General features: G+C 67.6%; 24 protein-coding genes. 5 read left to right on the top strand and 19 right to left on the bottom strand.

The features are described from left to right. Positions 1–89 precede the first annotated feature (89 nt). The 5 genes from GK109_RS10510 to GK109_RS10490 form a co-directional block, all read right to left on the bottom strand. A complete protein-coding gene (locus GK109_RS10510) occupies positions 90–1463 on the bottom strand; it encodes an NAD(P)(+) transhydrogenase (Re/Si-specific) subunit beta (protein WP_157240273.1) in 1374 nt (457 codons plus the stop codon). After that, positions 1460–1780: an NAD(P) transhydrogenase subunit alpha gene (locus tag GK109_RS10505; RefSeq protein ID WP_157240271.1), complete on the bottom strand. Its 321-nt coding sequence runs from the start codon at positions 1778–1780 to the stop codon at positions 1460–1462. The genes GK109_RS10510 and GK109_RS10505 overlap by 4 nt, the downstream gene beginning before the upstream one ends. Then, complete coding sequence (locus GK109_RS10500) at positions 1780–2949, bottom strand: Re/Si-specific NAD(P)(+) transhydrogenase subunit alpha (RefSeq protein WP_321214781.1); 1170 nt, start codon at positions 2947–2949, stop codon at positions 1780–1782. Before GK109_RS10500 ends, GK109_RS10505 begins: the two co-directional genes overlap by 1 nt. A gap of 116 nt (positions 2950–3065) precedes the next feature. Then, the gene (locus GK109_RS10495; protein ID WP_157240270.1) at positions 3066–3932 is read right to left on the bottom strand and encodes an IclR family transcriptional regulator C-terminal domain-containing protein; all 867 of its coding nucleotides are present in this window, start codon (positions 3930–3932) and stop codon (positions 3066–3068) included. Between the two features lie 80 nt (positions 3933–4012). Then, complete coding sequence (locus tag GK109_RS10490) at positions 4013–4849, bottom strand: shikimate dehydrogenase (protein WP_157240268.1); 837 nt, start codon at positions 4847–4849, stop codon at positions 4013–4015. Positions 4850–5021: 172 nt separating this feature from the next. On the opposite strand from GK109_RS10490, the gene GK109_RS10485 reads away from it, so the two are divergent. Beyond that, positions 5022–6359: an MFS transporter gene (locus tag GK109_RS10485; protein ID WP_157240266.1), complete on the top strand. Its 1338-nt coding sequence runs from the start codon at positions 5022–5024 to the stop codon at positions 6357–6359. Positions 6360–6443: 84 nt separating this feature from the next. Here the strand turns inward: GK109_RS10485 and GK109_RS10480 are convergent, their stop codons facing one another. The 12 genes from GK109_RS10480 to GK109_RS10425 all read right to left on the bottom strand — a co-directional run bounded on the left by GK109_RS10480 (position 6444) and on the right by GK109_RS10425 (position 18015). After that, positions 6444–7244, bottom strand: a complete 801-nt coding sequence (locus GK109_RS10480; RefSeq protein WP_157240264.1) for an IclR family transcriptional regulator C-terminal domain-containing protein — start codon at positions 7242–7244, stop codon at positions 6444–6446. A 21-nt stretch (positions 7245–7265) separates the two neighbouring features. Continuing rightward, complete coding sequence (locus GK109_RS10475) at positions 7266–7940, bottom strand: 3-oxoacid CoA-transferase subunit B (protein WP_157240262.1); 675 nt, start codon at positions 7938–7940, stop codon at positions 7266–7268. 1 nt (position 7941) lies between these two features. Beyond that, on the bottom strand, positions 7942–8637 hold the full coding sequence (locus GK109_RS10470; RefSeq protein ID WP_157240261.1) for a 3-oxoacid CoA-transferase subunit A: 696 nt from the start codon (positions 8635–8637) through the stop codon (positions 7942–7944). Further along, complete coding sequence (locus GK109_RS10465; RefSeq protein WP_157240259.1) at positions 8637–9851, bottom strand: thiolase family protein; 1215 nt, start codon at positions 9849–9851, stop codon at positions 8637–8639. The genes GK109_RS10470 and GK109_RS10465 overlap by 1 nt, the downstream gene beginning before the upstream one ends. Positions 9852–9938: 87 nt before the next feature. Next, complete coding sequence (gene pcaC / locus GK109_RS10460; protein WP_157240257.1) at positions 9939–10445, bottom strand: 4-carboxymuconolactone decarboxylase; 507 nt, start codon at positions 10443–10445, stop codon at positions 9939–9941. After that, positions 10442–11260 carry an alpha/beta fold hydrolase gene (locus GK109_RS10455; RefSeq protein ID WP_370460528.1) on the bottom strand — a complete coding sequence of 273 codons (819 nt, stop codon included), beginning with the start codon at positions 11258–11260 and terminating at the stop codon, positions 10442–10444. Before GK109_RS10455 ends, pcaC begins: the two co-directional genes overlap by 4 nt. Beyond that, positions 11253–12740: a lyase family protein gene (locus tag GK109_RS10450; RefSeq protein ID WP_370460527.1), complete on the bottom strand. Its 1488-nt coding sequence runs from the start codon at positions 12738–12740 to the stop codon at positions 11253–11255. Before GK109_RS10450 ends, GK109_RS10455 begins: the two co-directional genes overlap by 8 nt. Then, positions 12737–13300 carry a protocatechuate 3,4-dioxygenase subunit alpha gene (gene pcaG, locus GK109_RS10445; protein WP_157240252.1) on the bottom strand — a complete coding sequence of 188 codons (564 nt, stop codon included), beginning with the start codon at positions 13298–13300 and terminating at the stop codon, positions 12737–12739. Before pcaG ends, GK109_RS10450 begins: the two co-directional genes overlap by 4 nt. Before the next feature lie 4 nt (positions 13301–13304). Beyond that, positions 13305–14192, bottom strand: a complete 888-nt coding sequence (gene pcaH / locus GK109_RS10440) for a protocatechuate 3,4-dioxygenase subunit beta (protein WP_323057988.1) — start codon at positions 14190–14192, stop codon at positions 13305–13307. A 58-nt stretch (positions 14193–14250) separates the two neighbouring features. Further along, the gene (locus GK109_RS10435; protein ID WP_157240250.1) at positions 14251–16134 is read right to left on the bottom strand and encodes a bifunctional sugar phosphate isomerase/epimerase/4-hydroxyphenylpyruvate dioxygenase family protein; all 1884 of its coding nucleotides are present in this window, start codon (positions 16132–16134) and stop codon (positions 14251–14253) included. Continuing rightward, positions 16134–17015 (bottom strand): shikimate dehydrogenase, encoded by an 882-nt coding sequence (locus GK109_RS10430; protein WP_157240249.1) that lies wholly within the window; start codon positions 17013–17015, stop codon positions 16134–16136. The genes GK109_RS10435 and GK109_RS10430 overlap by 1 nt, the downstream gene beginning before the upstream one ends. Before the next feature lie 172 nt (positions 17016–17187). Further along, positions 17188–18015, bottom strand: coding sequence for an IclR family transcriptional regulator (locus tag GK109_RS10425; RefSeq protein WP_197432444.1), 828 nt, complete (start codon positions 18013–18015; stop codon positions 17188–17190). Between the two features lie 232 nt (positions 18016–18247). Here GK109_RS10425 and GK109_RS10420 point away from each other — a divergent pair, with 232 nt between their 5' ends. Further along, the gene (locus tag GK109_RS10420) at positions 18248–19567 is read left to right on the top strand and encodes an MFS transporter (protein ID WP_157240247.1); all 1320 of its coding nucleotides are present in this window, start codon (positions 18248–18250) and stop codon (positions 19565–19567) included. Positions 19568–19667: 100 nt separating this feature from the next. On the opposite strand, the gene GK109_RS10415 is transcribed toward GK109_RS10420, so the two are convergent. Beyond that, complete coding sequence (locus GK109_RS10415; protein ID WP_157240245.1) at positions 19668–20756, bottom strand: ATP-dependent DNA ligase; 1089 nt, start codon at positions 20754–20756, stop codon at positions 19668–19670. A gap of 45 nt (positions 20757–20801) precedes the next feature. Further along, the gene (locus GK109_RS10410) at positions 20802–21725 is read right to left on the bottom strand and encodes an AEC family transporter (RefSeq protein WP_370460526.1); all 924 of its coding nucleotides are present in this window, start codon (positions 21723–21725) and stop codon (positions 20802–20804) included. 173 nt (positions 21726–21898) lie between these two features. Between GK109_RS10410 and GK109_RS10405 the strand changes: the two genes are divergently transcribed. The 3 genes from GK109_RS10405 to GK109_RS10395 are packed head-to-tail and all read left to right on the top strand — an operon-like array spanning position 21899 to position 25850. Next, entirely contained in the window at positions 21899–22891 is a 993-nt protein-coding gene (locus tag GK109_RS10405) for a TIGR03885 family FMN-dependent LLM class oxidoreductase (protein ID WP_157240242.1), read from the top strand. Next, on the top strand, positions 22888–24582 hold the full coding sequence (locus tag GK109_RS10400; protein WP_157240240.1) for an alpha-amylase family protein: 1695 nt from the start codon (positions 22888–22890) through the stop codon (positions 24580–24582). Before GK109_RS10405 ends, GK109_RS10400 begins: the two co-directional genes overlap by 4 nt. Before the next feature lie 38 nt (positions 24583–24620). Beyond that, the gene (locus GK109_RS10395; protein WP_157240238.1) at positions 24621–25850 is read left to right on the top strand and encodes a pyridoxal phosphate-dependent aminotransferase; all 1230 of its coding nucleotides are present in this window, start codon (positions 24621–24623) and stop codon (positions 25848–25850) included. The last annotated feature ends 121 nt before the right edge of the window (positions 25851–25971 follow it).

Genomic DNA, 25971 nt, shown 5'->3' with positions numbered 1-25971 from the left:
TCCTTTGGTGGCGAATGGAAAGGCTACTTCTGAAAGAAGACTAGCCTGCCCCGCGAGGGGTTCGAAGCGGGCAGGCAGCAGGCAGGAAGCTACAGCGCCTTGACCGCCCCGAGCACCTGCGCCAGTGAATCCTTTGCGTCGCCGAACAGCAGGGAGGTCTGGGGCTCGTAGAGGAGGTCATTCTCGATCCCGGCGAAACCCGGCCGCATGGACCGCTTGAGGAAGATCACCTGCCGGGCGTCGGCCACTTCCAGGATGGGCATGCCGTAGATGGGCGAGCCCTGGGACGTCTTGGCCGCGGGGTTCACGACGTCGTTCGCTCCCACCACCAGGGCAACATCCGCGGTTTTGAACTGCGGGTTGATCTCGCCCATTTCCTTCAGCGACTCGTACGGCACGTTCGCCTCGGCCAGGAGCACGTTCATGTGACCGGGCATCCGGCCTGCCACGGGATGGATGGCGAAGTCCACCTCGATGCCCCGCCCTTCAAGGGCCAGCGCCAGTTCGGCGGCCGTGTGCTGGCCCTGCGCCACCGCCAGGCCATAGCCCGGAACAATGATCACCCGCTGCGCGTAGCCCAGGAGCACCGCCACGTCCTCCGCGCTGGAGGACCGCACCGGACGCTCGCTCACGGCGGTGGATCCCGCCGTCGAACCTCCCCGGAAGGCACCGAACAGGATGCCGGCCACGCTCCGTCCCATGGCAGCCGCCATGGCCCGGGTAAGGATGGTGCCCGAGGCGCCCACCAGCGTGCCGGCCACCACCAGGAGCACGTTCCCCAGCACCACGCCGGACGCCGCCACGGCCAGGCCCGTAAAGGCGTTCAGCAGCGAGATGACGATCGGGACGTCGGCCCCGCCCACGGGCAGCACCAGCAGGATGCCCGCCGCCAGGCCGAGGACCAGCAGCAGCGCCGCGAGCGGGAGGGAACCGCTGAAAACGACGGCGGCCGCGGCCGCGACGGCGGCGAGCAGCACCGCGGCCATCACCACGGGGAGGCCCGGGAACAGCACCGGCCTCGTTGTCATGAGTTCCTGCAGCTTCGCGAACGTGACCCCCGAGCCCGCGAAGGACACGGCGCCCACCAGGAGCGTGAAGACAATCGCCAGCCGCATCCAGGGGTCGCCGGCATGGCTGAGTTCCAGGAGCGCCACCAGCGCCGCCGCCCCGCCGCCCACGCCGTTGAAAAGCGCCACGAGCTGCGGCATCTGCGTCATTTTGACCCGGCGTGCCACAGGGGCCGCCACCGCTGAGCCCACGGCTATGGCCGCCAGGATCCAGGGGATGTTCTCCAGCCTGGCGGACAGGAACACCGTGACGACAGCGATCAGGGCGCCGGCAGCACCGACCAGGTTGCCGCGGCGGGCCGTCCGCGGGGAGCTGAGCCCGCGCAGCGCCAGGATGAAGAACACGGCGGCAATGAGGTACAGGAGCGAGGTCCACACGGGATCGAGGATGCTCATCTGCCGTCCACCTTCCCCGCTGCCCCTTTTGTGCCCGCCGGTTTCTTTGCGTGGAACATGTGCAGCATCCGGTCGGTCACCACGAAACCGCCCACCAGGTTGGCGGTGGCAAGGACGACGGCGAGGAGGGCCACCGCGAGCACCCACGGGTCCGCTGCCTGGCCGGCCACAATGATGGCGCCCACCAGGATGATCCCGTGGATGGCGTTGGCGCCGGACATCAGGGGCGTGTGCAGGGTGCTGGAGACCTTCGAAACCACCTCGAAGCCGACGAACACCGCCAGCACCGTGATGGTCAGCAGGCTGATCCCGTCCATCAGAGCACCCCTTCCCGCCGGCTGCCGGCCCGCTCCGCCAGGAGTTGCGCCGTCGGCTGGTGCTGCACTTCCCCGTCATGGGTCAGGCAGGCGCCCGCCAGCACTTCGTCCTTGAAGTCGTGGACCAGGGCGCCGTCCCGGACCATGAGCGCAATCAGGTTGGCAACGTTCTTCGCGTAGAGGCGGGAAGCATCCGAAGCCATGGCCGAGGGGGCATCCTTCAGGCCCACCAGCGTGACGAAGCCGGAGCCGTCCGCCGTGGGCACCGGGATGTCCTGGCCGGGTACCACGCCTTCGACGTTGCCGCCGGACTCTGCGGCGAGGTCGACGACGACGGATCCGGCCCGCATGCCCTGCACCATTTCGGTGGTGACCAGGAGCGGGGCGCGCCTGCCCGGGACGGCCGCCGTCGTAATCAGCACGTCCGCCTGGGCCACATGCGGGGCGAGCAGCTGGCGCTGCCGGGTGCCGGCGTCGGAACTGAGCTGGCGGGCGTAACCCCCCGCCGCCTCGCCTGCTTCCAGGTCCAGCCGGACGAAGGTGCCGCCCATGGATGCCACCTCGTCCGCGGAGGCCGGGCGGATGTCGTTGGCGAAGACGCGCGCACCCAGGCGTTTTGCGGTGCCGATGGCCTGGAGGCCCGCCACGCCGGCGCCCAGCACCAGGACACGGGCGGGCGGAACGGTCCCGGCGGCGGTCATGTATAGCGGAAAAAACCTGGGCAGCCGGATGGCCGCTTCCAGAACGCACCGATAGCCGGCCACCAGGGCCTGGGAGCTGAGGGCGTCCATGGACTGGGCCCGGGAGATGCGGGGCACCAGTTCCAGGGCAAAGGCGGTCACCCCGGCCTCGGCGAGCGCTTCAACCGTTGGGAGTTCGGACGACGGCGATGCGAGCCCCACCGTAACGGCTCCCCTTTTCAGGGAGCGGGCGGTTTCCGGGTCCAGGGGCCGGACGTGGGCCAGGACATCCAGTTGGGCCAGGTCGAGTTCACGGACGAGGTGCACACCGGCCTGGGTGTATGCCAGGTCCGGATACCCTGCCGCCGCACCGGCATCTTCCTCCAGGAGTACCTCGACGCCGAGCGCCGCCAGTTGCTTCACCGTTTCCGGTGTGGCCGCCACACGCCGTTCACCCTCCCGGCGTTCCCGCGGTATGCCCAGTTTCACCCGACGCCAACTCCCCTCGCTGCAGTAGCTCGCGGCAGGGCCTCACGGGTGGCGCCCTGCCGGCTGACCGGCGGGAACGTCGCGGAGCGGCTCTGCTGCACGTAGTTGGCTAGAGTCTATGGCTCAAGCCGCGGCGGCGGGAGTGGCCTGCCGGGCGTTGCGGTAACGATTCGCCTGTCAGGCCGCCCAGGGCCTGGGTGCGGGGACTCATGCGCCGTGCCGGGCCCGCCAAAGTCGAGGGCAATCCGCCGAGCCGTCTCCATGAGTCGGGGGACGACGGTCTTTTCGACTTCGGCGGCGGAGGCCCGGTGGGTCTGCAGCGACACGTTGGCTGCGGCAACAATGTCGTTGCCGCGCCAGACAGGTACGGCCACGCCCCGCAGGCCCTCCTCCAGCTCCTCGGACACCATGGACCATCCCCTGTCCCGGGCTGCCTCAACTTCGGCACGGAGGTGCTCCACGCTGGCGACCGAACGGTGGGTATAGCGGTGCAGCTGGACCGCTTCGAGGTACCGCTGGAACTCAGGCTCCGGCAGTCCGCCAAGGAGGACCCTGCCCATGGAGGTTGCCCAGGCCGGGAACCGGGTGCCCACGGTGATGGTGACGCTCAGCAGCCGAGGCGACGGCACGCAGGCAACGTAGACGACGTCGGCACCCTCCAGGATGCACAAAGCCGTTGTTTCGTTCAGGTCGGCGGCCAGGTTCTTGAGGTGGGGCTCAGCCACACCGGGGAGCGTCAGGCCGGCCAGGTAGGACCTGCCAACATCCAGCGAGCGGGCGGTCAGCTCATAGGCGGGACCGTCGGCGCGGAGGTAACCGAGGTCAGCCAGGGTCATGAGGAAGCGCCGCGCGGAGGCCCGTGTCATGTCGGTGCGGGCTGCAACCTGGGAGACGGTGAGCCGCGGATGGTCCGGCGTGAAGGCGAGCAGGACGTCAAAGGCCTTCTCAACCGACTTCACAAAGTAGGCTGCCTGCTCTTCCATGACCTGCGCGCTCCTCCCTGGCCGCCCTGGCTCGGCCCTGTGGGCCTGTGGCCCGGGCCAGGCCTGTTAGATCATATCCTTCAGTGGGCGTCCCTCAGCTGCTCGAGCGTTTCCGCAAGCAGGGAATTGGCCCGCCCGCCCAGGCCCAGGAGGGGAACCATCGCGACGGCCTGCTCACGCAGGTGGTCCCAGCCGTCCACCACCCGTGCGCCGAGTTCACGGGCGCGGGCAATAGTTCCCGTGACGTGGCCGGCGTAGACGAAGTCGTAGACCAGGGCATCGGCAGCGAGCGGGCCCTCGCCCCATACGGGCCGGTCGGACCTGCCTTTACCGATGGGCGTGGCGTTGACAATGAGGGAGGCTTCGGCGGCCAGGCCCGGCGCCTGCTCCCAGCCGACGCTGCGGGCATCCATCCCGAACTCCCCGGCAAGGCTGGACAGTTCCGCCGTGGCACGGGGATCCCGGTCGGTAATGGTCACCGTGCCGGCCTGCCCCAGGAGTGCGATCAAAGCCGCCCTGGCCGCTCCTCCGGCCCCCATCAGAAGGGCATGCCGCTGGGGCCCGCTGCCCAGAAGAGCCCGCACCGCCGTGACGTCGGTGTTGTGGCCGAACAGCGCAGTCCCCTTCCGCAGCAGCATGTTGCAGGCACCGCTTAGTCGGACTTCTTCCGTGGCCTCGTCGGCGGCTTCAGCTGCCCAGTGCTTGTGGGGCATGGTCACGTTCGCGGCGATGATGTCCGGTTGCCGCAGACGGTTCCGCACTCGGTCCATGCCGCCCTGCGGTGGCACGTCCCAGGCTTCATACGCCCAGGGGATGCCGAGCCGGCGGAGCACGGGATTCCATACCCGGGGCGACATTGCCTCTGAGGCAGCGGAGCCGATCAGGAACAACCGGGCCGGTGGCGTGGGGTCTTCCATGTGATGCCTTTCGTGTCCGTGTCATCGCGCTGCCGGGAGGGGCTGCGGGCGGAGGCGTTGTGATCGGCCTCACCACCTAGTATGCTCTTATAAAACGCATTGCGCACATATGTTCGATATGCGTACAAATCCACGATAAACCCAACGCCTTCAGCGTGGAAGGATCACCGGAATGACGAACATCGCAGCAGGCACCGAGGCCCAGACATCTGCCGAGGCCGAACGGCAGCTCAAGCGCGCCAGGAAAGCGGCCCTGGCCGCGTTCCTTGGCGGGGCACTCGAGTATTACGACTTCTTTATCTACGCGACCGCAGCGTCGCTGATCTTCTCCAAGATCTTCTTTCCCACTGGAGACCCCACGGTGGCGCTCATCGCGTCGTTTGCCACCTTCGGCGTCGCCTATGTCGCCCGGCCCTTCGGTGCTGTCGTCTTCGGCCATCTGGGCGACAAAATCGGCCGCAAGAACACACTGGTCCTGACCCTCGTGCTCATGGGCGCTGCCACCTTCCTCATTGGGATCCTGCCGGACTTCAATAGCGCCGGCTACTGGGCACCCGCGCTGCTGGTTCTGCTCCGGCTGATGCAAGGACTCTCAGCAGGAGCGGAAACCGCCGGCGCATCTGCCCTTTCCACCGAGGAAGCTCCCGAAGGCCGTCGCGGATTCTTCGCCAGCTTCGCCATGAGCGGCATCTCCGCCGGCATCGTCCTGGCATCCTTGGCCTTCCTTCCCGTGGCCGCCATGAGCGAGGCGGACCGCCTCGCCTGGGGCTGGCGAATCCCCTTCTGGGGATCCATCATCGTGCTGATCGTCGCGTACCTGGTCCGCCGCTCGCTGGAGGAACCTGAAGTCTTTGAGGAAAAGCACGACCACGGCGAACTGGTGAAGCTCCCTTTCGCCAAGATGTTCAAGACCCACCCGGCCCAGTTCTTCCAGGTGGCCCTGATGTCCTTCGAAACCGTCACGAACACGTTCATGCAGTCCTTCGGCCTCGCGTACGCCGTCACCGTGGGCGTGCCGGCATCAACCATGCTCTGGGTCAGCATCCTCGGAAACGTCCTGGCCATCGGCACGCAGCCGCTCATGGCCCATTTCTCGGACCGGTTCGGCCGGCGTCCGGTGTTCATCGCCGGCGTCCTCGGATCCGGAGCCATGATCTTCGTCTACTTCTCGGTGATTTCCACCGGAAACATCCCGATGATCTTCCTGACCAGCACGCTGATCACGGCCGGCACGTACGCCATGTCCAACGCGATCTACCCTGCTTGGTTCTCCGAGCTCTTCAATGTCAAGGTCCGGTATTCCGGCATGGCCATCGGGCTGCAGATCGGTATTCTGTGCGCCGGCTTCACCCCGCTGCTGGGCACGGCCCTGGTGGGCGCGGACAAGGCCAACTGGGGTCCCGCCGCGTGGATCGTGGCAGGCTCCTCCGTCCTCGCGGTAGCCGGTGCCCTGTGGGCCCGCGAAACGAGCAAAACCCCGCTGCGGCAGCTGGGCAACCACGTACGGTAAGTGCCGGGCAACAAAAAGGAAGAGGCCGACGGCGGGAAGCACCCGCCGTCGGCCTCTTCCAGTTTGAGGACGGAAGGGGCGTGGTCAGCCCCGGGCCGTGAGGTCGGCCGAGATCAGCTTTGCGGTGGCGACGATTTCCTCGGCAACCGATGAAAGGTAGGCGTCAGGGTCCGGCTTGGCAGCCACGGACTGGGCCTGCAGGGACACGTTCACTGCCGCCACCACCTTGGATCCGTCGTAGACCGGCGCGGCCACGGACATCAGGCCAAGTTCGAGTTCCTGGTCCAGCAGGCACCAGCCCTGGGCCCGGACCGTGTCCAGGACAGCCAGGAGCTCTTTGACGCTCCCCAACGCGCGTGGGGTCAGCGGCTTGATGTCGGCGGCGGAAAGGTACGCCTTGAGGTCGGCAGGGGACAGCGCGGCCAGCAGCACCCTCCCCATGGAGGTGGCATAGGCGGGGAAACGGGTGCCCACGGTGATGCCTATGGTCATGATGCGACGCGTCGTCACGCGCGCGACGTACGCGATGTCGGTGCCGTCCAGCACGGCGGCGGAGGTGGACTCACCAAGCTTCAGCGACAGTTCCTCAAGGTGCGGCTGGGCCAGCTGCGGCAGTGACAATCCGGACAGGTACGCGTACCCCAGCTGGAGCACCTTGGCCGTGAGCGCGAACGTCTTGCCGTCGGTCCTGACATAGCCCAGCTCCACCAGGGTGTGCAGGAACCGCCGCGCAGTGGCGCGGGTGAGGCCGGTCCGGGCAGCCACCGCGGTGAGGGTCATGACCGGATGCTCCGTATCAAACGCGCGGATCACCGCGAGCCCGCGGGCCAGGGACTGGACATACTGGTCACTGGCCTGCGGGGCCCCCGCTGCTGCGTCGGTCATGGTAACCAATCCTAGGGGCCTTTACGCTGCCGCCGCGGCCCTCAGCGGGACGGGGACCAGCTCCTGCAGCTCCTCGAGGGTGCAGCCGAAGGTTTCGCGGACGGTGACCCCGTCGGGGCCGGTGAGGAAGACGGCTTTATCTGTGTAGACGCGGGTGACGCAGCCGACGCCGGTGAGCGGGTAGGTGCAGGACTCCACGATCTTGGAGGCACCTTCGCGGGTCAGCAGGGTCATCATCACGAACACGTCTTTGGCGCCGGTGGCGAGGTCCATGGCGCCGCCGACGGCGGGGATCGCACCGGGCGCCCCGGTGTGCCAGTTGGCGAGGTCACCGGTGGCGGAGACCTGGAACGCGCCCAGGACACAGATGTCCAGGTGTCCGCCGCGCATGATCGCGAACGAGTCCGCGTGGTGGAAGTACGAGGCGCCCGGGAGTTCGGTGACCGGGATCTTGCCGGCGTTGATGAGGTCCTCGTCGATCTCGTCGCCCTTGGCTTCGGGCCCCATGCCGAGCATCCCGTTCTCCGTGTGGAGCGTGATGTTCTGTTCCCCGGTGAGGTAGTTGGATACCAGGGTGGGCTGGCCGATGCCCAGGTTCACGAACGATCCCGGGGCGATGTCCCTGGCCACGAGCCGGGCGAGGTCGTCCCGGCCCAGGGGTGTGGCGGAGGTCTGGAGGGTTGTTGCGGTGCTCATCTCAAGCGACCTTTCCTGCAGGGGAGGCGGTACTGGCCGCGGGCACGCGGACCACAGTGTTGACGTAAATGCCGGGGGTCACCACGTTTTCCGGGTCCAGTCCCCCGACGGGGACGATCTCGGAGACCTGGACGATGGTCTGCCTGGCCGCGGCGGCCATGATCGGACCGAAGTTCCGGGCCGTCTTGCGGTACACAAGGTTGCCCTTGCCGTCGGCCTTCAGTGCCTTGATCAGGGCGACGTCGGCGTGGATAGGTGTTTCGAACACCTGGCCGCGGCCGTCGATGATGCGGGTTTCCTTGCCCTCGGCCAGCATCGTGCCGTACCCGGTGGGGGTGAAGAACCCGCCGATCCCGGCCCCGGCGGCCCGGATCCGCTCGGCCAGGTTGCCCTGCGGCACGAGTTCGAGTTCGATCTCGCCGGCCTTGTACTTGGCGTCAAAGTGCCAGGAATCGGACTGCCGCGGGAAGGAACAGATCATCTTCTTCACCCGGCCCTCCTTGATCAGCAGCGCCAGGCCCTGATCGCCCTGGCCGGCGTTGTTGTTGACCACGGTCAGGTCCGTGGCGCCGCAGTCCAGCAACGCGTCAATAAGTTCGAACGGCTGGCCGGCGTTGCCGAACCCGCCGATCATTACGGTGGAACCGTCCTTGATGCCGGACACGGCCTCCCGGACAGAATCTACAAAAGTCAGCATTACTGGTCCTTTCCAGTGTTGGTTCCGGCAGCGGTCACGTTTTCGAGGACCACGGCCAGGCCCTGGCCCACGCCGATGCAGATCGCGGCCACGCCCCAGCGTTCCCCGGAGGCCTGCAGGCTCCGGGCGAGGGTGCCCAGGATCCGGGTTCCGGACGCACCCAGCGGGTGGCCCATCGCGATGGCACCGCCGTGCCGGTTCACGATTTTGTGGTCGATCCCCCAGGCGTTGATGCACGCCAGGGACTGCGCGGCGAACGCTTCGTTAAGTTCGACGGCGCCCACTTGGTCCCAGCCGATCCCCGCCTTGGCAAGGGCCTTGTTCGCCGCCTCCACCGGGGCGTACCCGAAGTACTGCGGATCGTTCGCGTGCGCGCCGCGGCCCGCGATCCGGGCCAAAGGGTCCAGCCCCAGCAGCCCGGCGGCGGCCTCGCTCCCCACCCAGGCCGCGGAGGCGCCGTCGGACAACGGCGAAGCATTCCCCGCGGTGACCGTGCCGTCCTCGGTCCGGAACACCGTCTTCAACCCGGCCAGCTTCTCCGCCGACGAGCCGGGGCGGATGCCCTCATCCCGCACCAGGTCCGTGCCCGGAACCGGTGCCACCAGGTTGTCGTAGAACCCCTCATCCCACGCAGCGGCGGAGAGGTTGTGCGAGTTCGCGGCGAACTCGTCCTGCGCTTCACGGGTCACGCCGTACTTCTCGCGCAGCCGCTCCGTGGCCTCGCCGAGGGAGATGGTCCACTCCTTGGGCATGGCCTTGTTCACCAGCCGCCAGCCCAGGGTGGTGGAGGCCAGGGTCATGTCTCCGGCCGGGTAGGGTTTCTCCGTCTTGGGCAGCACCCACGGCGCCCGGGACATCGATTCGGCGCCGCCCACCAGCATCAGGTCGGCATCACCGGCGTTGACCTGGCGGGAGGCGATAATCGCGGCGTCGAGTGAGGACCCGCAGAGCCGGTTGACCGTGGTGCCCGGGATGGACACCGGCAGCCCCGCGAGCAGGGTGCCCATCCGGGCGATGTTCCGGTTCTCCTCGCCGGCGCCGTTCGCGTTGCCGAACACCACCTCATCAATCCGCTCCGGATCAAGCCCCGGGGCCCGCTTCACGGACTCCCTGATCACGTGCGCGGCAAGGTCATCCGGGCGGACGGCCGCGAGGCCGGACCCGAACTTACCGAACGGGGTGCGCACGGCGTCGTACACAAAAGCCTGGTTCATAACTCGTTCCTCTGGTTTGCGTCTGGGTTTCCCAACTAGGTAGCGCTAAGTGTCGTTTTCGGGGGTCAAAACGACACTTCGCGCTACCTAGTTGGGTTGGGGTTCGTCGGTGTGTGTGTTGTCCGTTGCAGCGTTGTCCATTGCGGCGTTGTCCAGTGCAGTGCTGTCCATTGCATGGAAGACCTCTTGGGCTGTCTTGAAGGCCGTGTTCGCCGAGGGGACGCCACAGTAAATGGCCGTCTGGAGCAGGATTTCCTTGATTTCGTCCCTGCTGAGGCCGTTCCGGACGGCGGCCCGGATGTGCATGGCCAGCTCTTCCCAGTGCCCGTGCGCCACCATCGCGGTGATGGTGACGGCGGAGCGCATCTGGCGGGAAAGGCCGGGCCGGGTCCAGATGCCGCCCCACGCGATCCGCGTGATCATGTCCTGGAAGTCCTCGGTGAACTCGTCCTTGTTGGCGTTGGCCCGGTCCACGTGCGCATCGCCCAGGACCTCGCGGCGGACAACCATGCCGCCGTCGTAAATGTCCCGGCTGGTGGCGTCCGGCTGGACCACGCCGTGACGCTCCGCGCCCGCCTGTTCGAAGCCGCTCATGCGCCTGCTCCCCGCGATTCTGCCCAGGAGATGAGGCTGCGCATCAGGTCTGCCACGTGGGCAGGCGCCTCGGCGGGGGCCAGGTGCGCCACGCCCTCCAGCGTGACAGCCGTGGCAGTGCCGCCGCCGGCGGTGATGCCTGCGGCCACTTCCTCCGCGGACGACGGCGGGGCCACCCCGTCCAGCGCGCCGGCTATGACCTGGGTTGGCACCCGGATGCTGCCCAGTTCGTCACGCACGTCAAAAGCCGCGAGCGCCTCGCAGCAGAACGCATAGCTGAAGCGGTCGGCGTCGCGCAGGGCGTGCAGGAGCCGGCTGCTGAGCTCGGGCTCGCGCTCCATGAAGCCCGGCGCGAACCAGCGCTCGGCCGATCCCTGGATCATCACCGGCGTGCCCTGGCTGCGCACGGTTTCGGCGCGCTCGAGCCACCCCTCCGGGGTGCCCAGCTTCGCGCCGCTGCACTGCACGGACAGGCTCTTGAGCCGTTCCCCGTGCTTGATGCCCAGCTGCAGGCCGGTGGCGCCGCCCAGCGAGACGCCGGCGTAGTGAAAGGATGCGCCGGGGGCGATGGAATCAACGAGGTCCACCACGGCGTCAGCCAGCGCGCCGACGTCGAACGTTTCGGTGGCGGCGGGCGAGACGCCGTGGCCGGGCAGGTCCCAGGCCACCACGTCATAGTCGTTCCCCAGCAAGGAAGCGGTGCGATTCCAAAGAATGGTGGACGTGCCCAGTGACGGACCGGCCACCACCAACGGATGGTCTCCGAGGGGTCGCTGGGGGGACAGCAGCGCTGCCTTCAGGGCTGGCTTAGCCACGGGAAGCTCCATTCGGTTCGGTGTCTGCAGGTGGATTGGCGGCAAAGTCCGGATACGCGGCCAGGATCCGCCGCGCGATTTCCGGGGCCTCGCCGAGATAGCTGGCGGGGTTGAGGATTTCCTCCAGCCGAAGGTCGCTCAGGACCCCGGCGGGGACCGCCTCGCGGAGCAGCTTGCGGTACGTGGCGGCCTGCTCCGCGGGCGGGGCCTGGAGCGTCTGGTCCACCACGGCCTGGAGCTGCTGCTTTCCGCTGAGCCCGCCCTTGTCCGGAAGCAGCGGGGCAACAGCCGCACCCACGCCTTCAGCCAAAAGCAGCGGCCCGGCGAGGTCCAGGTTCCGGCGCATGGCGTCCGGGAACACCTGGAGGCCCTCGGCCAGCTCGCGGACGTGGCCGGCGGCCCCGAGGGACAGGGCCAGGAGCTGCCGAAGGGCGGGCCACTCGGTGTGCCACGCGGCGTCCGGGCGTTCGTCGTTGAAGTTGGCGGCGGCCAGGTGCAGCTGGGCGGCCAGGGCCGGGGCCTGCAGCGCGGCGCTGCGGACCAGCACGGACAACACGGGGTTCTGTTTCTGCGGCATGGCGGAAGAGACCCCCCGGCCGGCGGCCCGCGGCTCAGCCAGCTCGCCGACCTCGGGACGGCTCAGGAACAGGACATCCGCCGCGACCTTGCCGAAGGCGTCCAGCACCGCGGCCAGGGCGTTGCCCAGCGACGTCACGGCCAGCCGGTTGGTGTGCCACGGTGCAGGGGCCGTGGCCAGGCCGAGCTGGGAGGCCAGGGCATCGGCGAGCCCGAAGGGGGTGGCAGCTGAACCGCGGGTCAGTACAGTGGCAGCCGCGAGGGTGCCCGCCGCGCCGCCGAACTGGACCGGGAAGTCCAGGCCCGCCAGCTGCCGGCCTGCGGCAGCCGTGCCCTGGAACCACTGTGCGGCCCGCAGTCCGAACGTGAAGGGCAGGGAATGCTGCGTCAGGCTCCTGCCCACGCACAACGTATCCGCATGCCGTTCCGCCAGGGCCGCGAGCGCCGCCGTCGTGCGTTTCAGGTCACCCAGCAGCGCCGCCGCGGTGTTGCGGGCCACCAGCATGAGGGCGGTGTCCAGGACGTCCTGGCTGGTCAGGGAGGTATGCACGGCTTCCCCCGCCCCAAGATTGGCGGCATCCAGCGCGGCAACCTGCTTCCGCAAGTCGGCAAGCAGCGGGATGACCGGGTTGCCGCCGCCCTGGGCACGCCGGGCGATGGCGGCCACGCTGTACCGGCCGGGTTCCGCGGCAGCGGACACGACGGCGGCGGCACCGGCAGGTGCTAGGCCCTCCTTCTCCAGCACGGCGGCCCAGCCGGACTCGACGGCGAGGATCGCTGCCAGGACTGCGCGGTCCCCGGTCAGCGCCGCCACAAGGGGCGACGCCGAGACGGGGCTCAGCAGTCCGGCGTCGCCCTCTCCTCCGAAGGCGGCCGTATCTCCCAGGCCGGCGGCTCCGGTCACTGGAAGTCCAGGAAGACGGTCTCGCCCTCACCCTGCAGGCGGATGTCCCAGGTGAGGCCGCCGTCAGGGTCGCGGCGGGCGATGAGTGTCTTGCGGCGCTCCGGATCCAGGGAGCTGAGCAGGGGGTCGCTGGCCAGCGCCCCGGTGTCTTCCGGCAGGTAGATGCGGGTGAACAGCCGGTTGGTCAGGCCGCGGGCAAAGAGCGCCACGGAGATGAACGGTGCCGCGCCCGGCTTGGTGGGACCGGGGTTGACCGTGGTGAAGGTGAAGACGCCGGAGTTGCCCACGGCGCCGCGGCCCCACCCGGTGAAGGTGTAGCCGTCGCGGACCAGGGACCCGGTCTTCTGGACCACGTTGCCCTGGGCGTCGGGCTGCCAGATTTCCAGGATGGCGTCGGGGATGGTGTGTCCGGCGCCGTCGTACACCGTGCCCTGGAGCCGGATGGAGCCGGGTGAACCCGGGGCCAGCAGCTCGTTGTCCTTCTCGAAGGGCAGGGCGTAGCCGTAGAAGGGACCGACGGTCTGGCCGGGGGTCGGAACAAGTTTGGTCTGGTTGCTCATCTGCCTATTCCCCTGCCTCTTCATTGCTGTCGCCTGCGGTACCGAACGCCTCGTTTTCGGTCCAGGTGCGCTTGGGCCCGGTCAGGACGATGTCCCAGTTGTAGCCCAGGGCCCACTCGGGCTCGGTGAGGCTGTGGTCGTATGTGGCCACCAGCCGGTCGCGGGCATCCTGGTCCACGATGGTCTGGTAGATCGGGTCCAGCGGGAAGAGCTGGTCACCGGGGAAGTACATCTGGGTGATGATGCGCTGGGTGAACTCCGTGCCGAACAGGGAGAAGTGGATGTGCGCCGGGCGCCAGGCGTTCAGGTGGTTCTTCCACGGGTAGGCGCCGGGCTTGATGGTGATGAACCGGTAGGAGCCGTCCGGGCCGGTGATGCAGCGGCCGATGCCGGTGAAGTTGGGATCGATCGGCGCGGGGTGCTGGTCACGCTTGTGGATGTAGCGGCCGGAGGAGTTGGCCTGCCAGATCTCCACCAGCTGGCCGGCCACCGGGCGGCCGTCGCCGTCCAGGACCCGGCCGGACACGATGATGCGCTCACCCTGCGGCTCGCCGTTGTGCTGGATGGTCAGGTCCGATTCCAGTGCATGGACGTCCTGGTGCCCGAAGGCCGGGGAGTACAGTTCGATGGTCTCCGGGTCCGCATGCTGCAGGCTCTTGGTGGGATGCCGCAGGATGCTGGAGCGGTAGGGCGGGTAGTCCAGCCGGGGCTGGGTCTCGGCGGGCGCACCGTCTTTGAGGGCCCGGGCATAGGCCTCGCCCAGGGCACTGATCTCCGCACTGAGGTCAGCCTGGGTTTCGATGGCGAGGTCCAGGGGCAGGTGGGCTGCCTTGGGCTCGGCGGGCGGCACAGACTCGTCCGTTTCAAGCTCGGCGTTGATGTCTTCCGGCACGGCTGGCTCCTTTCTGGTTTTCGGTTTGGGCGGTTGTCAGGTGTACAGGCAGTGCTGCTCAGGTGCGGTGCAGCGAGTCGTACTGCACTGCGTGGCGGACCGGGGCGTTGGGTGCCCCGTAGCCGTCATAGTTGCCGCGGCGTTCCACCATTTCGAAGAACACGCTGCCAACGGTGGCCGTGTAGAAGTGGAGGAATTCGCCGTCGGCATCGTGGTCGTACAGGAGGTTGAGGTCCTTGAGGGTGGCCAGGAATCCGGGTTCGAGGTCGAAGCGGGCGTCCAGGTCCTCGTAGTAGTTCGCGGGGATCTGCAGGAATTCCAGCCCCCGGTCACGGGCGGCTCTGGCGGCGGCCACGAGGTCGTCCACGGCGAAGGCGATGTGCTCCTGGTAAGTCTTGGGCACGCTCTGGGTACCTTGCCCGGCGGCCTGCTGCACCGGCGCCAGGTTCAGCACCAGCCGCACCGCGCCGTCGGACGTCTGCATGACCTGGGAGCGCACCAGCCCGCTGGGGCTGGGGACTTCGGCGAACGGCTGCGGTTCCAGTGCCAGGGCGCTGGTGTAGAAGAGGACGGCTTCGTCGAAGTGCTGCCACGGCTGGGCGAGGTTCACATGGTCAATGACCGCGTTCCGCGCCACCCGCGGGTGCTCCAGCCCCTCGCCGAACTCATGCGTCCATGCGGCCGTGCCGTCGGGACTACCCTGGCACAGGAAGATCTCAGTGGAGTCCGGGGCGGAAATGCCCTGGAATACTTCCTCGTCCGCCTGGACCTTGCGGGCCACCACGGGCGCCTTCAGCTGCTGCGCGCGGGCCGAGGCAATCACGGGGGAATCGACGTCGAAACCCAGCGCGGCGATGGACGGCTCGGCGTGTGATGCCGCCTGCTCGTTGATGATCACGCGGGCCTGGCCCATGGTCCACAGCTGGACGTCCTTGGTGCGGTGCCGGCCCTCGAATTCGAAGCCGAGCTGCCCCAGGAGCTTCTCAAGCTGCACGGTGTCGTCCGCCTTGACCTCGGCGAAATTGAAGCCGGCCGGTTCGTTCACCTTGGGCAGGGTGGCCAGTTCCATGGGATAACGACGGCGGGAGGCAGCACTGCTGCCGCCTGCGGCTTCCGCGGTGCCTGACAGCCATTTGGCACTCTGTTCCTCCAGCCAGATCAGCGACCGCATGGCGTCCACGGCCGTGCGGTCGACGTCGGACTGGCGGAAGACGTCGTTGAAGACTTCCAGCGAGACCAGGCCGGCGTAGCCGGCACGGACCACGTGGCCCATGAACTTGGCGAGCTCGAACTGGCCTTCGCCGGGGAACACGCGGTAGTGGCGGCTCCAGGACAGGACGTCCATGGAGAGCTTGGGGGCGTCCGCCAGCTGGACAAAGAAGATCTTCTCCGCGTTGATCTTCTCGATGGGCGCGGTGTCCCAGTCGCGGGAGAGGATGTGGAAGGAGTCAAGGCACGTGCCGAAGTTGGGGTGGTCCACCATCTCCACCAGGCGGTAGGCGTGCTCGTAGTCATTGACGTACTTGCCCCAGGCCAGGGCCTCGTAGGCGACCCTGATGCCGTGCTCCCCTGCCAGCTCCGCGAGTTCGGAGAGCTGGGAGGCGCGGAGGTCGTCGTCGTCGATGGTGGCCGTAGCCACGTTCGAGCAGACGAGGATGGTGTCCATGCCCAGCCGGGACATCAGCTTGAACTTCGCTTCAGCACGCCGAAGGTTGGCCTTCAGCAGGTCCGGGGTGACGCCGTCGAAATCCCGGAACGGCTGGTAGAGGTCCAGTCCCAGACCGAGGTCTGCGGCCATCTTCCGCACATCCTCGGGGCTCAGCGGCGAAGTGACCAGGTCCTGTTCGAAGATCTCGATGCCGTCGAAGCCCGCGATGGCGCAGGCCTGCATCTTTTCCTTCAGCGTGCCGGAGAGGCAGACGGTGGCAATTCCGGTGCGCATCAGGCAGCCACCTCCTCTGCGGCCACAAGTTCCAGGAAGTGGCTGCGCATGCGGTCCGGGTCCGCTTCGAGGCCGGTAAAGATGCGGAAGGCGTCGGCGGCCTGGCCCACGGCCATGCGGCCGCCGTCCAGCACGTCGCAGCCCTTGGCGCGGGCGCCGCGGACAAGTTCGGTCTCGATGGGGCGGTAGACGATGTCCGCCACCCAGTGCCGGGGCTCCAGCAGGTCCAGGTCGAGGGGAACGCCGGGGTGGGCGGCCATGCCCACGGGGGTGCAGTGCACCAGGCCGTCGGCCAAGGGCATCAGCCGCGGCAGCTCCGTCGTCGTCCGTGCCGTCACGGTGCTGTCCGGAAAGAAGCCGGCCAGTTCAGCGGCCCGGGCGGCACCGCGGGCGGCGTCCATGTCCACGAGGTCCAGGTGGCGGACACCGGCGGAGAGCAGGGCGTAGGCGACGGCGGAACCGGCACCGCCGGCACCCAGCTGCACCACTCGGTCCAGCTTTGCGGCAGGGAGGCCGGAAGCCAGTGCGGCGGCAAAGCCGGAAAAGTCGGTGTTGTGGCCGACGAACCGGCCGTCCTCGATCACCACGGTGTTGACGGCGCCCAGCCGGCGGGCGTCCGGAGAAACCTCATCCAGGTGCTGCAGGACCAGCTGCTTGCAGGGGTGGGTGATGTTCAGGCCATTGAAGCCGAGGTTCCGGGCGCTCTTGAGGAGCTCTCCCACGGATTCCCCGGAAAGGCCCAGTTCCAGGAGGTCGATGGGCCGGTAAAGGTAGCGCAGTCCCTGCACATCACCTTCGCGTTCGTGCATGGGCGGGGTGAGTGACGGCATCACGCCGTCGCCGACCAGTCCCACGAGGTAGGACTCAGTTCGATTACTCATCCGTGCAGCTCCTTTGATACGGCACCGGGCGGCCGGCGTTGCCCTCGGGCACACGCCGCCAGCAGGTGACTGGAATAACGATATAACAAATGTTCACTTCTCGCACTCTTGTTCTACATACGAACAGATGGGCCTGAATCTGCGGTATTCGTGCGATGGGGCACGCCCTGGCTCACCGCTGCGGAAGGCGCGCGGCCAGTTCCGCCGCGGCCTCCTGCAGCAGGGGAACGTGCGCCTCCAGGCCTTCAAGGCTCAGGCGGAAGACAGGAACGGCAGTGGCCAGCGAGGCGAACGCGTGGCCCTGGGAGTTGAGGAGCGGGACCGCGACGGCGCGCATGCCGGCCTCGTTCTCCTCATCCATCACCGCATACCCCTGGGCCCGGACCTTCTCGATTTCGGCGCGGAAGGCGTCGCGGTCCGTAATGGACTTCTCCGTCAACCGCTCCAGCGGAAGCTCCGCCAACAGCTTTTCCCGCTCGGCATCCTCCGCGAAGGCCACCAGGGCCTTGCCGACGGCGGTAGTGGAGAGGGAGCCCAGGTGTCCGGGGTCGCTGGTGACCCTGAACATCTGCGGACCGTCCACCTTGTTCACCGTCAGGTGGTGGTGGCCGTCCCGGACACTCAGGATGGTTGCCTCACCCGTCTGCTCGGTCACCCGGCGCAAAACCGGCATGGCCGTTCCTGCGAAGCCGTGGTGGTTCGAGACCCGCTGGCCCAGCTGGAAGATCCTCAGGCCCAGGTGGTACCGGCGCCCGTCCGGTTCATAATCAACGAACCCGTCCCGCGTCAGCGATCCCAGCAGGCGGTAGGTGGTGCTGAAGGGCAGGTTCGCACGGCGGGAGATTTCCGCGGCACTCGCGCCGCGGGGCTCGTCGCCCAGGAGGACCAGGAGGCCCAAGGCCTTGCCCACCATGTCCGTACGGTCCGCCTTGGCCGCCTTGGCGTCCTCTTTGATGTCGACAGCTGCGTCGTCGTCAGCTGTGGTTTGATTCACACTCATACCTCGATGTTGCCACATAGTGAGAGCTATTTCTAGATGATGATTATTTTCTTGACAAGTGACTCCACTCACAGCCATCATTGCTGTATCGCACAAGTAGCTCCCACCATGTGGCTACTGTTCGGGTTTTCCCAACCGTCCAGCCGTGCCGGGCCAAGCCCCTACCCCAGGCCGCGCCGGCTGCGAGCCCCCTGATCCATCCGCGACAAAGTCGTCACATCTAAGGAACTCCATGAGCCAGTTACTTCCGTCCACTGAGCCAGGCATCGCCGCCCCGGCCGGGACGCCGAAGAAGGCAGCCCTCGCCAGCTTCCTGGGCAGCGCCGTCGAATACTACGACTTCTTCATCTTCGGTTCCGCCGCAGCCCTGATCTTCCCCACGGTCTTCTTCCCCAATGCTGACGCGAACGCGGCCATCATGTCCTTCGCCACCTTCGGCTTCGCCTACGTGGCGCGGCCGGTTGGCGCCGTCATCCTGGGCCACTTCGGCGACAGGGTGGGCCGCCGGAAGGTCCTGATGTTCACCCTCCTGCTGATGGGTGCCTCCACCTTCCTGATCGGCTGCCTTCCGGACTTCAACACCGTTGGCTGGTGGGCTCCGGCCCTGCTGGTCCTGGCCCGGCTTTGCCAGGGCCTCTCCGCCGCCGGCGAGCAGGCAGGCGCCTCCTCCATGACGCTGGAGCACGCCCCGGACAACCGCCGCTCCTTCTTCACCTCCTGGACCCTCACCGGTACCCAGGGCGGCCAGATCCTCGCCGCCCTCGTCTTCATCCCCGTGCTCGCGCTTCCGGACGAGATCAAGTACGGCATCGGCTGGCGCGTCCCCTTCTGGCTGAGCGCCGTCGTCGTGGTGGTTGCCTTCTTCATCCGCCGCACCCTGCACGAGCCGCCGGCCTTCGAGGAAGCACAGAAGTCCGCGCAGATCTCCAAGCTCCCCGTCGCCGACCTCCTCAAGGGCCACTGGCGCGACGTCCTCCGCGTCATCTGCTGCGCCTTCATCGCCGCCGTCTCCACCGTGTTCGGCACCCTCGCCATCAGCTACGCCAAGACGGTTGCCGGCGTGGACGGCACCACCACGCTGTGGCTCGTCGTCGGCGCCAACCTGGTGGCACTGGGCACCCAGCCGCTCTTCGGCATGCTCGCTGACAAGATCGGCCGCAAGCCGGTGTTCATCTACGGTGCCGTGGCCAGTGCCGCGCTGACCCCCGTGTTCCTGCTCAGCCTGGAATCCGGCAGCGTGCCGCTGATGTTCCTGGCAGCCATCGGCTTCTTCTCCTGCGGCTACGCAGCCTCCAACGCCGTCTGGCCGTCCTTCTACGCCGAGATGTTCAGCACCAAGGTGCGCTTCTCCGGCCTGGCCATCGGCACCCAGCTGGGCTTCCTGATGGCAGGCTTCGCCCCGGCGATCGTCGCGGCCATGGGCGGCATCAAGCCCGGCGGGTGGGTCCAGATCAGCATCTTTACCGGCGTCATCTGCTCCGTCGCGGTCGTCTCCGCCCTCACGGCCAAGGAATCCTTCAGGACCCCCACCAAGCAGCTCGGCCTGAAGTAACGCACCAGCCCGGTTTTGGGACCGGAAGGCCCGCCATTCCCCGGAATGGCGGGCCTTTACTGGTTATAAGTGGGCTGTTTCGGCAGCAACCTCGCAGCAACTACGGCCGGCCGGTCTCCAGCACCGAGGCCAGGTCAAAGCTGACCGGCTCCTCCAGCTGCGCGTAGGTGCAGGATTCCGGGTCCCGGTCCGGCCGCCAGCGGTTGAACTGGGCCGTGTGGCGGAACCTTTCGCCCTCCATGTGGTCGTAGCGGACCTCCACCACCAGTTCCGGGCGCAGCGGGACGAAGGACAGGTCCTTGCCCGCGCTCCACCGGCTGCCTTCGGCGTTCCGCGGGGTCCGTTCCCCCTCCTCCTGCTTCGCCCAAGCCCACGGATGGTCGTCAAAATCGGTGACCAGCGGCTGGAGCTGTTCAAACAGTTCCTGCCGCCGCTTCATGGGGAAGGCGCCGATCACGCCCACGCTGGCCAGGCCGCCGTCGTCCTTGTATAAGCCCAGCAGCAGGGATCCGATGGCGTCCGGCCCGCTCTTGTGCAGCCGGTAACCGGCCACCACGCAGTCGGCGGTGCGCTCGTGCTTGGTCTTGAACATCACACGCTTGTCCGGCTCATACCTGCCGTCCAGGCGCTTGGCCACCACGCCGTCCAGCCCGGCACCCTCGAACTGCCGGAACCACTGCTCCGCCGTGTCCCTGTCCGTGGTGGCGGCGGTGAGGTGGACCGGGGCCTTGCTGCCGGCGAGAGCCTTCTCAAGCGCCGCCCGCCGTTCCGTGAAGGGCCGGCCCGTGTAGTCGTCGTCTCCCAGGGCCAGCAGGTCGAACGCCACGAAGGAGGCCGGCGTCTGCGCCGCGAGCAGCTTCACCCGGCTGGCGGCGGGGTGGATGCGCTGCTGGAGGGTGTCGAAATCCAGCCGGTCGCCGGAGGAACCGATCAGGATGATCTCGCCGTCCACCACGCAGCGTGGCGGCAGGTTCTCCTTCAGCGCCTCAACAAGTTCCGGGAAGTAGCGGGTCATGGGCTTTTCGTTGCGGCTGCCGATCTCCAGCTCATCGCCGTCGCGGAAGATGATGGACCGGAACCCGTCCCACTTGGGTTCATAACTGAACTCCCCGCTTCCTGCAACACCATAAATGCCGCTGACGGCCTTCGCAAGCATGGGCGGGACCGGCGGCATCACGGGAAGTTCCATGTGCCCCATCTTGCCGGGCGGCAGCCGCTTCCGGAAGACCGGCGCTCAGCCGGCCAGCAGCCACACAATGAGGAGCAGTGCCGGGGCCGCGGCCGCCGTCGACAGCAGGATGGTTTCCCGGGCCACCGCAACGCCCCGCCCGTACTTCGCGGCGAACAGGAACACGTTCTGGGCCGAAGGCAGCGCCGCCATCAGCACCACGCCCAGGAGCATGTGCTGGTCCAGGTTGAAGAGAAAGCGGCCGACGACGAAGGCCACCACGGGCATCACCGCGGACTTCAGCGCGGTGGCAGTGAGGATTTCCGCAGTGTGGCCGCCGCTTTGGAGCATCCGGGTCCCGTGCAGGGACATGCCGAAGGCCAGCAGCACCACGGGGACGGCGGCTCCGCCCAGGAGTGCCAGCGGTGCCATCACGGGTTCCGGAAGTTCCACACGGAACGCTGCGAGGACCACCCCCAGCAGGGATGCGATGATCATGGGGTTCCGGAAGGGCTGGGTGAGCAGCAGGCGCGGCGAGACCCGGCCGGCCGCGGATAGGTCCAGCAGGGTGAGGACCAGCGGGGCGAACAGGAGCAGCTGGACCAGCAGCACCGGCGCCACGGGGGTCGCATCGCCCAGGGCATACAGCGTGATGGGGATGCCGATGTTGTTCGCGTTGACATAGGAACTGGCCATTGCGCCCACGGCGGTTTCCGCCAGCGGCCGCCGGAACCACAGCCGGCTGGCCAGCACGTACAGCAGTGCGGTGGCGGCTGCCGTGATCAGCGCCAGCGGCACATAGGCCGAGAACACCACGGTGAGGTCCGATTCCAGCACCACGGTAAACAGCAGGACGGGGTTGGTGATGAAGAAGGCAGTGCGGGTCAGTGCGGAGACAGTGTGCTCACCGCCCAGGCCGCACCGTGCGGCGATGTACCCCACCGCAATGACGACGCCGATCACCGCCAGGCCGATCAGCACACCGCCCACAGGGGTACTTCCTTCCGTTTCCGCGGCCTGCGCGCGAGTCCGGGGCAGCGCAGTACTACAAGTCCAAAGTTATCTGACAAGTGACCGGCGGTCGGAAAGGCGCCGCGCCCCCTGGACACAGGAAGCCCCGCGACCCCTCGACACAACACCTCCCCGGACGGTAGAGGTTAACGATGGTTACTGTCGGCTTCCACGCCTCGCACGAACAGATCAGTCCCGGGCAACTGCTTAAAGACGTCCAGCACGCGGAACGGGCAGGATTCGATGCCGCCATGTGCTCGGACCATATCGAGCCGTGGTCTGCCCGGCAGGGGCATTCCGGGTTTGCCTGGTCCTGGCTGGGGGCCGCGCTGGCCACCACCGGCCTCCGGTTTGGAGTGGTGACGGCGCCTGGCCAGCGCTACCACCCGGCCATCATCGCCCACGCTTCCGCCACGCTGGCCAGCATGTTCCCGGGCCGGTTCTGGATGGCACCCGGCAGCGGCGAGAACATGAATGAGCACATCACCGGCGACGCGTGGCCGCCCAAGGAAACGCGGCAGCGCCGGCTGGAGGAATGCGTTGAGGTGATCCGGCGGCTCCACCGGGGCGAGGACGTAACGCACCACGGCCTGGTCACCGTGGAGCAGGCCCGGATCTGGGATGTGCCGGACTCCCCGCCACCCCTGATCGCCCCTGCCATCAGCGTGGACACCGCCCGCCGCGCCGCCGTCTGGGCGGACGGCCTGGTCACCGTCAACCAGCCGGCAGCCAAGCTCAAGGACATGCTGGCCGCCTACCGGGACAACGGCGGCCTCGGCAAAGCCGTGCTGCAGGTCCATCTGTCCTGGGCGCCCCGTGAACAGGATGCGGCAGCGATCGCCCTGGACCAGTGGCGGACCAACACCTTCGCCCCGCCTGTCCCGTGGGACCTCCCCACAGCCGGGCATTTCGACGGCGTCAGCGGGCAGGTGGGCGAGGAACAGGTCCGCAAGGCCGTCAACGTTTCGGCGAGCCTGGGCCAGCACGCCGAGTGGCTGGCCGGCTACTCCGACCTGGGCTTCGACGAGCTCTACCTGCACTTCGTGGGGCAGGAGCAGGCGCCGTTCATTGATGCGTTCGGCGCGGAGGTCCTTCCACAGGTGCACGGCTCGCGGCTCCAGGCGCAGGCACAGGCTCCGGCATGAGGATCGCCGAAACCTCGGACCTCTGGTGGAAGAACGCAGTGGTGTACTGCCTGGACGTCGAGACGTTCTTTGATGACGACGGCGATGGCACCGGGGACTTCGCCGGCCTCACCCAGCGCGTGGACTACCTGGCCGCCCTGGGCGTGACCTGCATCTGGCTGATGCCCTTCTACCCCTCGCCGGACCGGGACGATGGCTACGATGTCACGGATTTCTTCACCGTGGATCCGCGGCTGGGCACCATGGGGGACCTGGTGGAGTTCATCAGGGCCGCCAAGGACCGCGGCATGCGGGTCATCGCGGACTTTGTGGTGAACCACACCTCGAACCAGCACCCTTGGTTTGTCGAGGCCCGGCAATCCACGGACAACCGGTACCGGGACTACTACGTGTGGCGGAGCGACACTCCCCCGGATACGTCCTCCGAGGTAGTGTTCCCGGGCGAAGAGAACTCACTCTGGACCCAGGACGACGCTACCGGCGAGTGGTACCTGCACATGTTCGCCAAACACCAGCCTGACCTGAACGTGACCAACGAATCGGTGCGGAATGAAATCGCCAAGGCCATGGGCCTGTGGCTTGAGCTGGGCCTGGACGGGTTCCGCCTGGACGCGGTGCCTTTCTTCCTGGAAACCCGGGGCCAGCCCAGGGACGAGGCCGCCAACCTGGATCCGCACGCATACCTGGCAGCATTGCGGAGTTTCGTCAGCCGCCGGAACGGGAGCGCGGTCCTGCTGGGCGAGGTGAACCTGCCCTACAAGGAACAGGTGGAGTACTTCGGCGGCCCCGAGGGCAACGAGCTGAACATGCAGTTCGACTTCATGTCCATGCAGCACATCTACCTGTCGCTGGCCCGCCAGGACGCCCGTCCCCTGGCCGAAACCCTGAAGAGCCGGCCACCGCTCCACCCCGACAACCAGTGGGCCATGTTCGTCCGCAACCATGACGAACTCACCCTGGACAAGCTCACCGACGGCGAGCGCGAAGAGGTCTTCGCGGCGTTCGGGCCCGAGAAGAACATGCAGATCTACGGGCGCGGGCTGCGCCGGCGGCTACCCCCGATGCTCGGCGGCGACCAGGAACGCATCAGGATGGTGTACTCGCTGATGTTCTCCCTGCCCGGCACACCGGTGCTGTTCTACGGCGAGGAGATCGGGATGGGCGAGGACCTGCGGCAGAAGAGCCGCGCCGCCGTGCGCACCCCGATGCAATGGAATGACGAAAAGAATGGCGGGTTCTCCACCGCCAACGTGTCCCGACTCGTGGCGCCCGTTGTCCGGGGCGAGTATGGCCCGGACAACCTGAATGCCGCCAAAGCCAAGCGGGACCCCGGTTCGCTGTTCAACTTCATGGTCACGCTGATCCGCCGCTACCGCGAATCGGCGGAGCTGGGCTGGGGCAAGTTCGCCCTCATCGACCAGCCGGAGCCGGCCGTCTTCGCCCACACGCTCAGCTCGGACGGCGGCACCCTGGTGCTGCTGCACAACTTCGGGGAGGAGCCCGTGAAGGTCAGGGGCACGGTGGGCGCGGAGGACGGGCCGCGGAATGCGTTCAGGGACGCTGTCCTGCTGGACCTGTTCGACGGCGACAACACAGCGCTGGATCCCGACGGCGGCTTCACGGTTGGGCTGGGACGCTACGGTTACCGCTGGTTCCGCCTGCACCGCAAGGGCGATCGGCCGGCACCCTAGCCGTGCGCCGGCGTCGTCCGTTTGTGAAAAAATCAACCATGCGCCCCATGCAACACTCCAGCAAGCTCCAGAACGTGCGGTACGAACTCCGCGGGCCCATCCTGCGGGCCGCCAAAGCCATGGAGGCGGAGGGGCACCGGATCCTCAAGATGAACCTGGGGGACACCGCACCGTTCGGGCTGGAGGCGCCGGAGTCCGTGGTGGTGGACATGATCCACCACCTGCGCGGTGCCCAGGGCTACAGCGACTCGAAGGGCATCTTCACGGCGCGCACGGCGATCTCGCAGTACTACCAGACCCGCGGCCTGATGCAGATTGGCGTGGAGGACGTCTTCATCGGCAACGGCGTCAGCGAGCTCATTTCAATGTGCCTGCAGGCGTTCATGGAGAACGGCGACGAGATCCTGGTGCCGGCACCGGACTACCCTCTCTGGACGGCCGCCGTCACCCTGACCGGCGGCAAGCCGGTGCACTACCTCTGCGACGAGGCGGAGAACTGGTGGCCGGACATGGCCGACGTGGAAGCCAAGATCACCAGCCGCACCAAGGGGATTGTGATCATCAACCCCAACAACCCCACCGGCGCCGTCTACCCGCGCCACATCCTGGCGCAGTTCGCGGAGCTGGCCCGCAAGCACCACCTGGTCCTGTTCTCCGACGAGATCTACGAGAAGGTGCTGTACGAGGACGCCAAACACATCCACACTGCCGCTGTGGCGGAGGACGTCTGCTGCCTGACGTTCAGCGGCCTGTCCAAGGCCTACCGGATGCCGGGCTACCGGGCCGGCTGGGTGGCAGTCACCGGACCGCTCGCCGCAACCGCCGCCTACCGGGAGGGACTGGAACTGCTTGCCTCCCTGCGCCTGTGCGCCAATGTCCCGGCCCAGCACGCCATCCAGACCTGCCTGGGCGGCTACCAGAGCATCGAGGCGCTGGTGCGGCCCGGCGGCAGGCTCCGCGAACAGCGGGACCTTGCCCACCAACTGCTGACGGCCATCCCCGGCGTGACATGCGTGCCTGCGGCTGGAGCCATGTACCTGTTTCCCCGGCTGGATCCGGAGCTCTACCCCATCAGCAGCGACGAGCAATTTGTCCTGGACCTGCTGCAGGACCAGAAAATCCTTGTCTCGCACGGTTCGGCCTTCAACTGGCCGGCGTCGGACCACTTCCGGTTCGTGATCCTTCCGTCCGTGCTGGATATCCGGGAGGCCGTGCGGCGGATCTCCACGTTCCTGGCGGCCTACCGCACCAGCCTGGAACTGCCGTAGGGGAAACAGCTCCGGCGCGAAAAGCTAACCCGCGCCTAACCGAGGGGAAACGCGGGCGCAACATTGCTTGGGCACACTTGATTCTGCAGGCAAGAGCCGGCACCAGCCCCAGCCAGGAGGC

Origin of the sequence: Pseudarthrobacter sp. GA104, assembly GCF_009741265.1 — a bacterium.
In the GTDB taxonomy this organism is placed as follows: domain Bacteria; phylum Actinomycetota; class Actinomycetes; order Actinomycetales; family Micrococcaceae; genus Arthrobacter.
The sequence above is the reverse complement of the archived record's forward strand: the minus strand, read 5'-3'. Positions and strand labels throughout refer to the sequence as shown.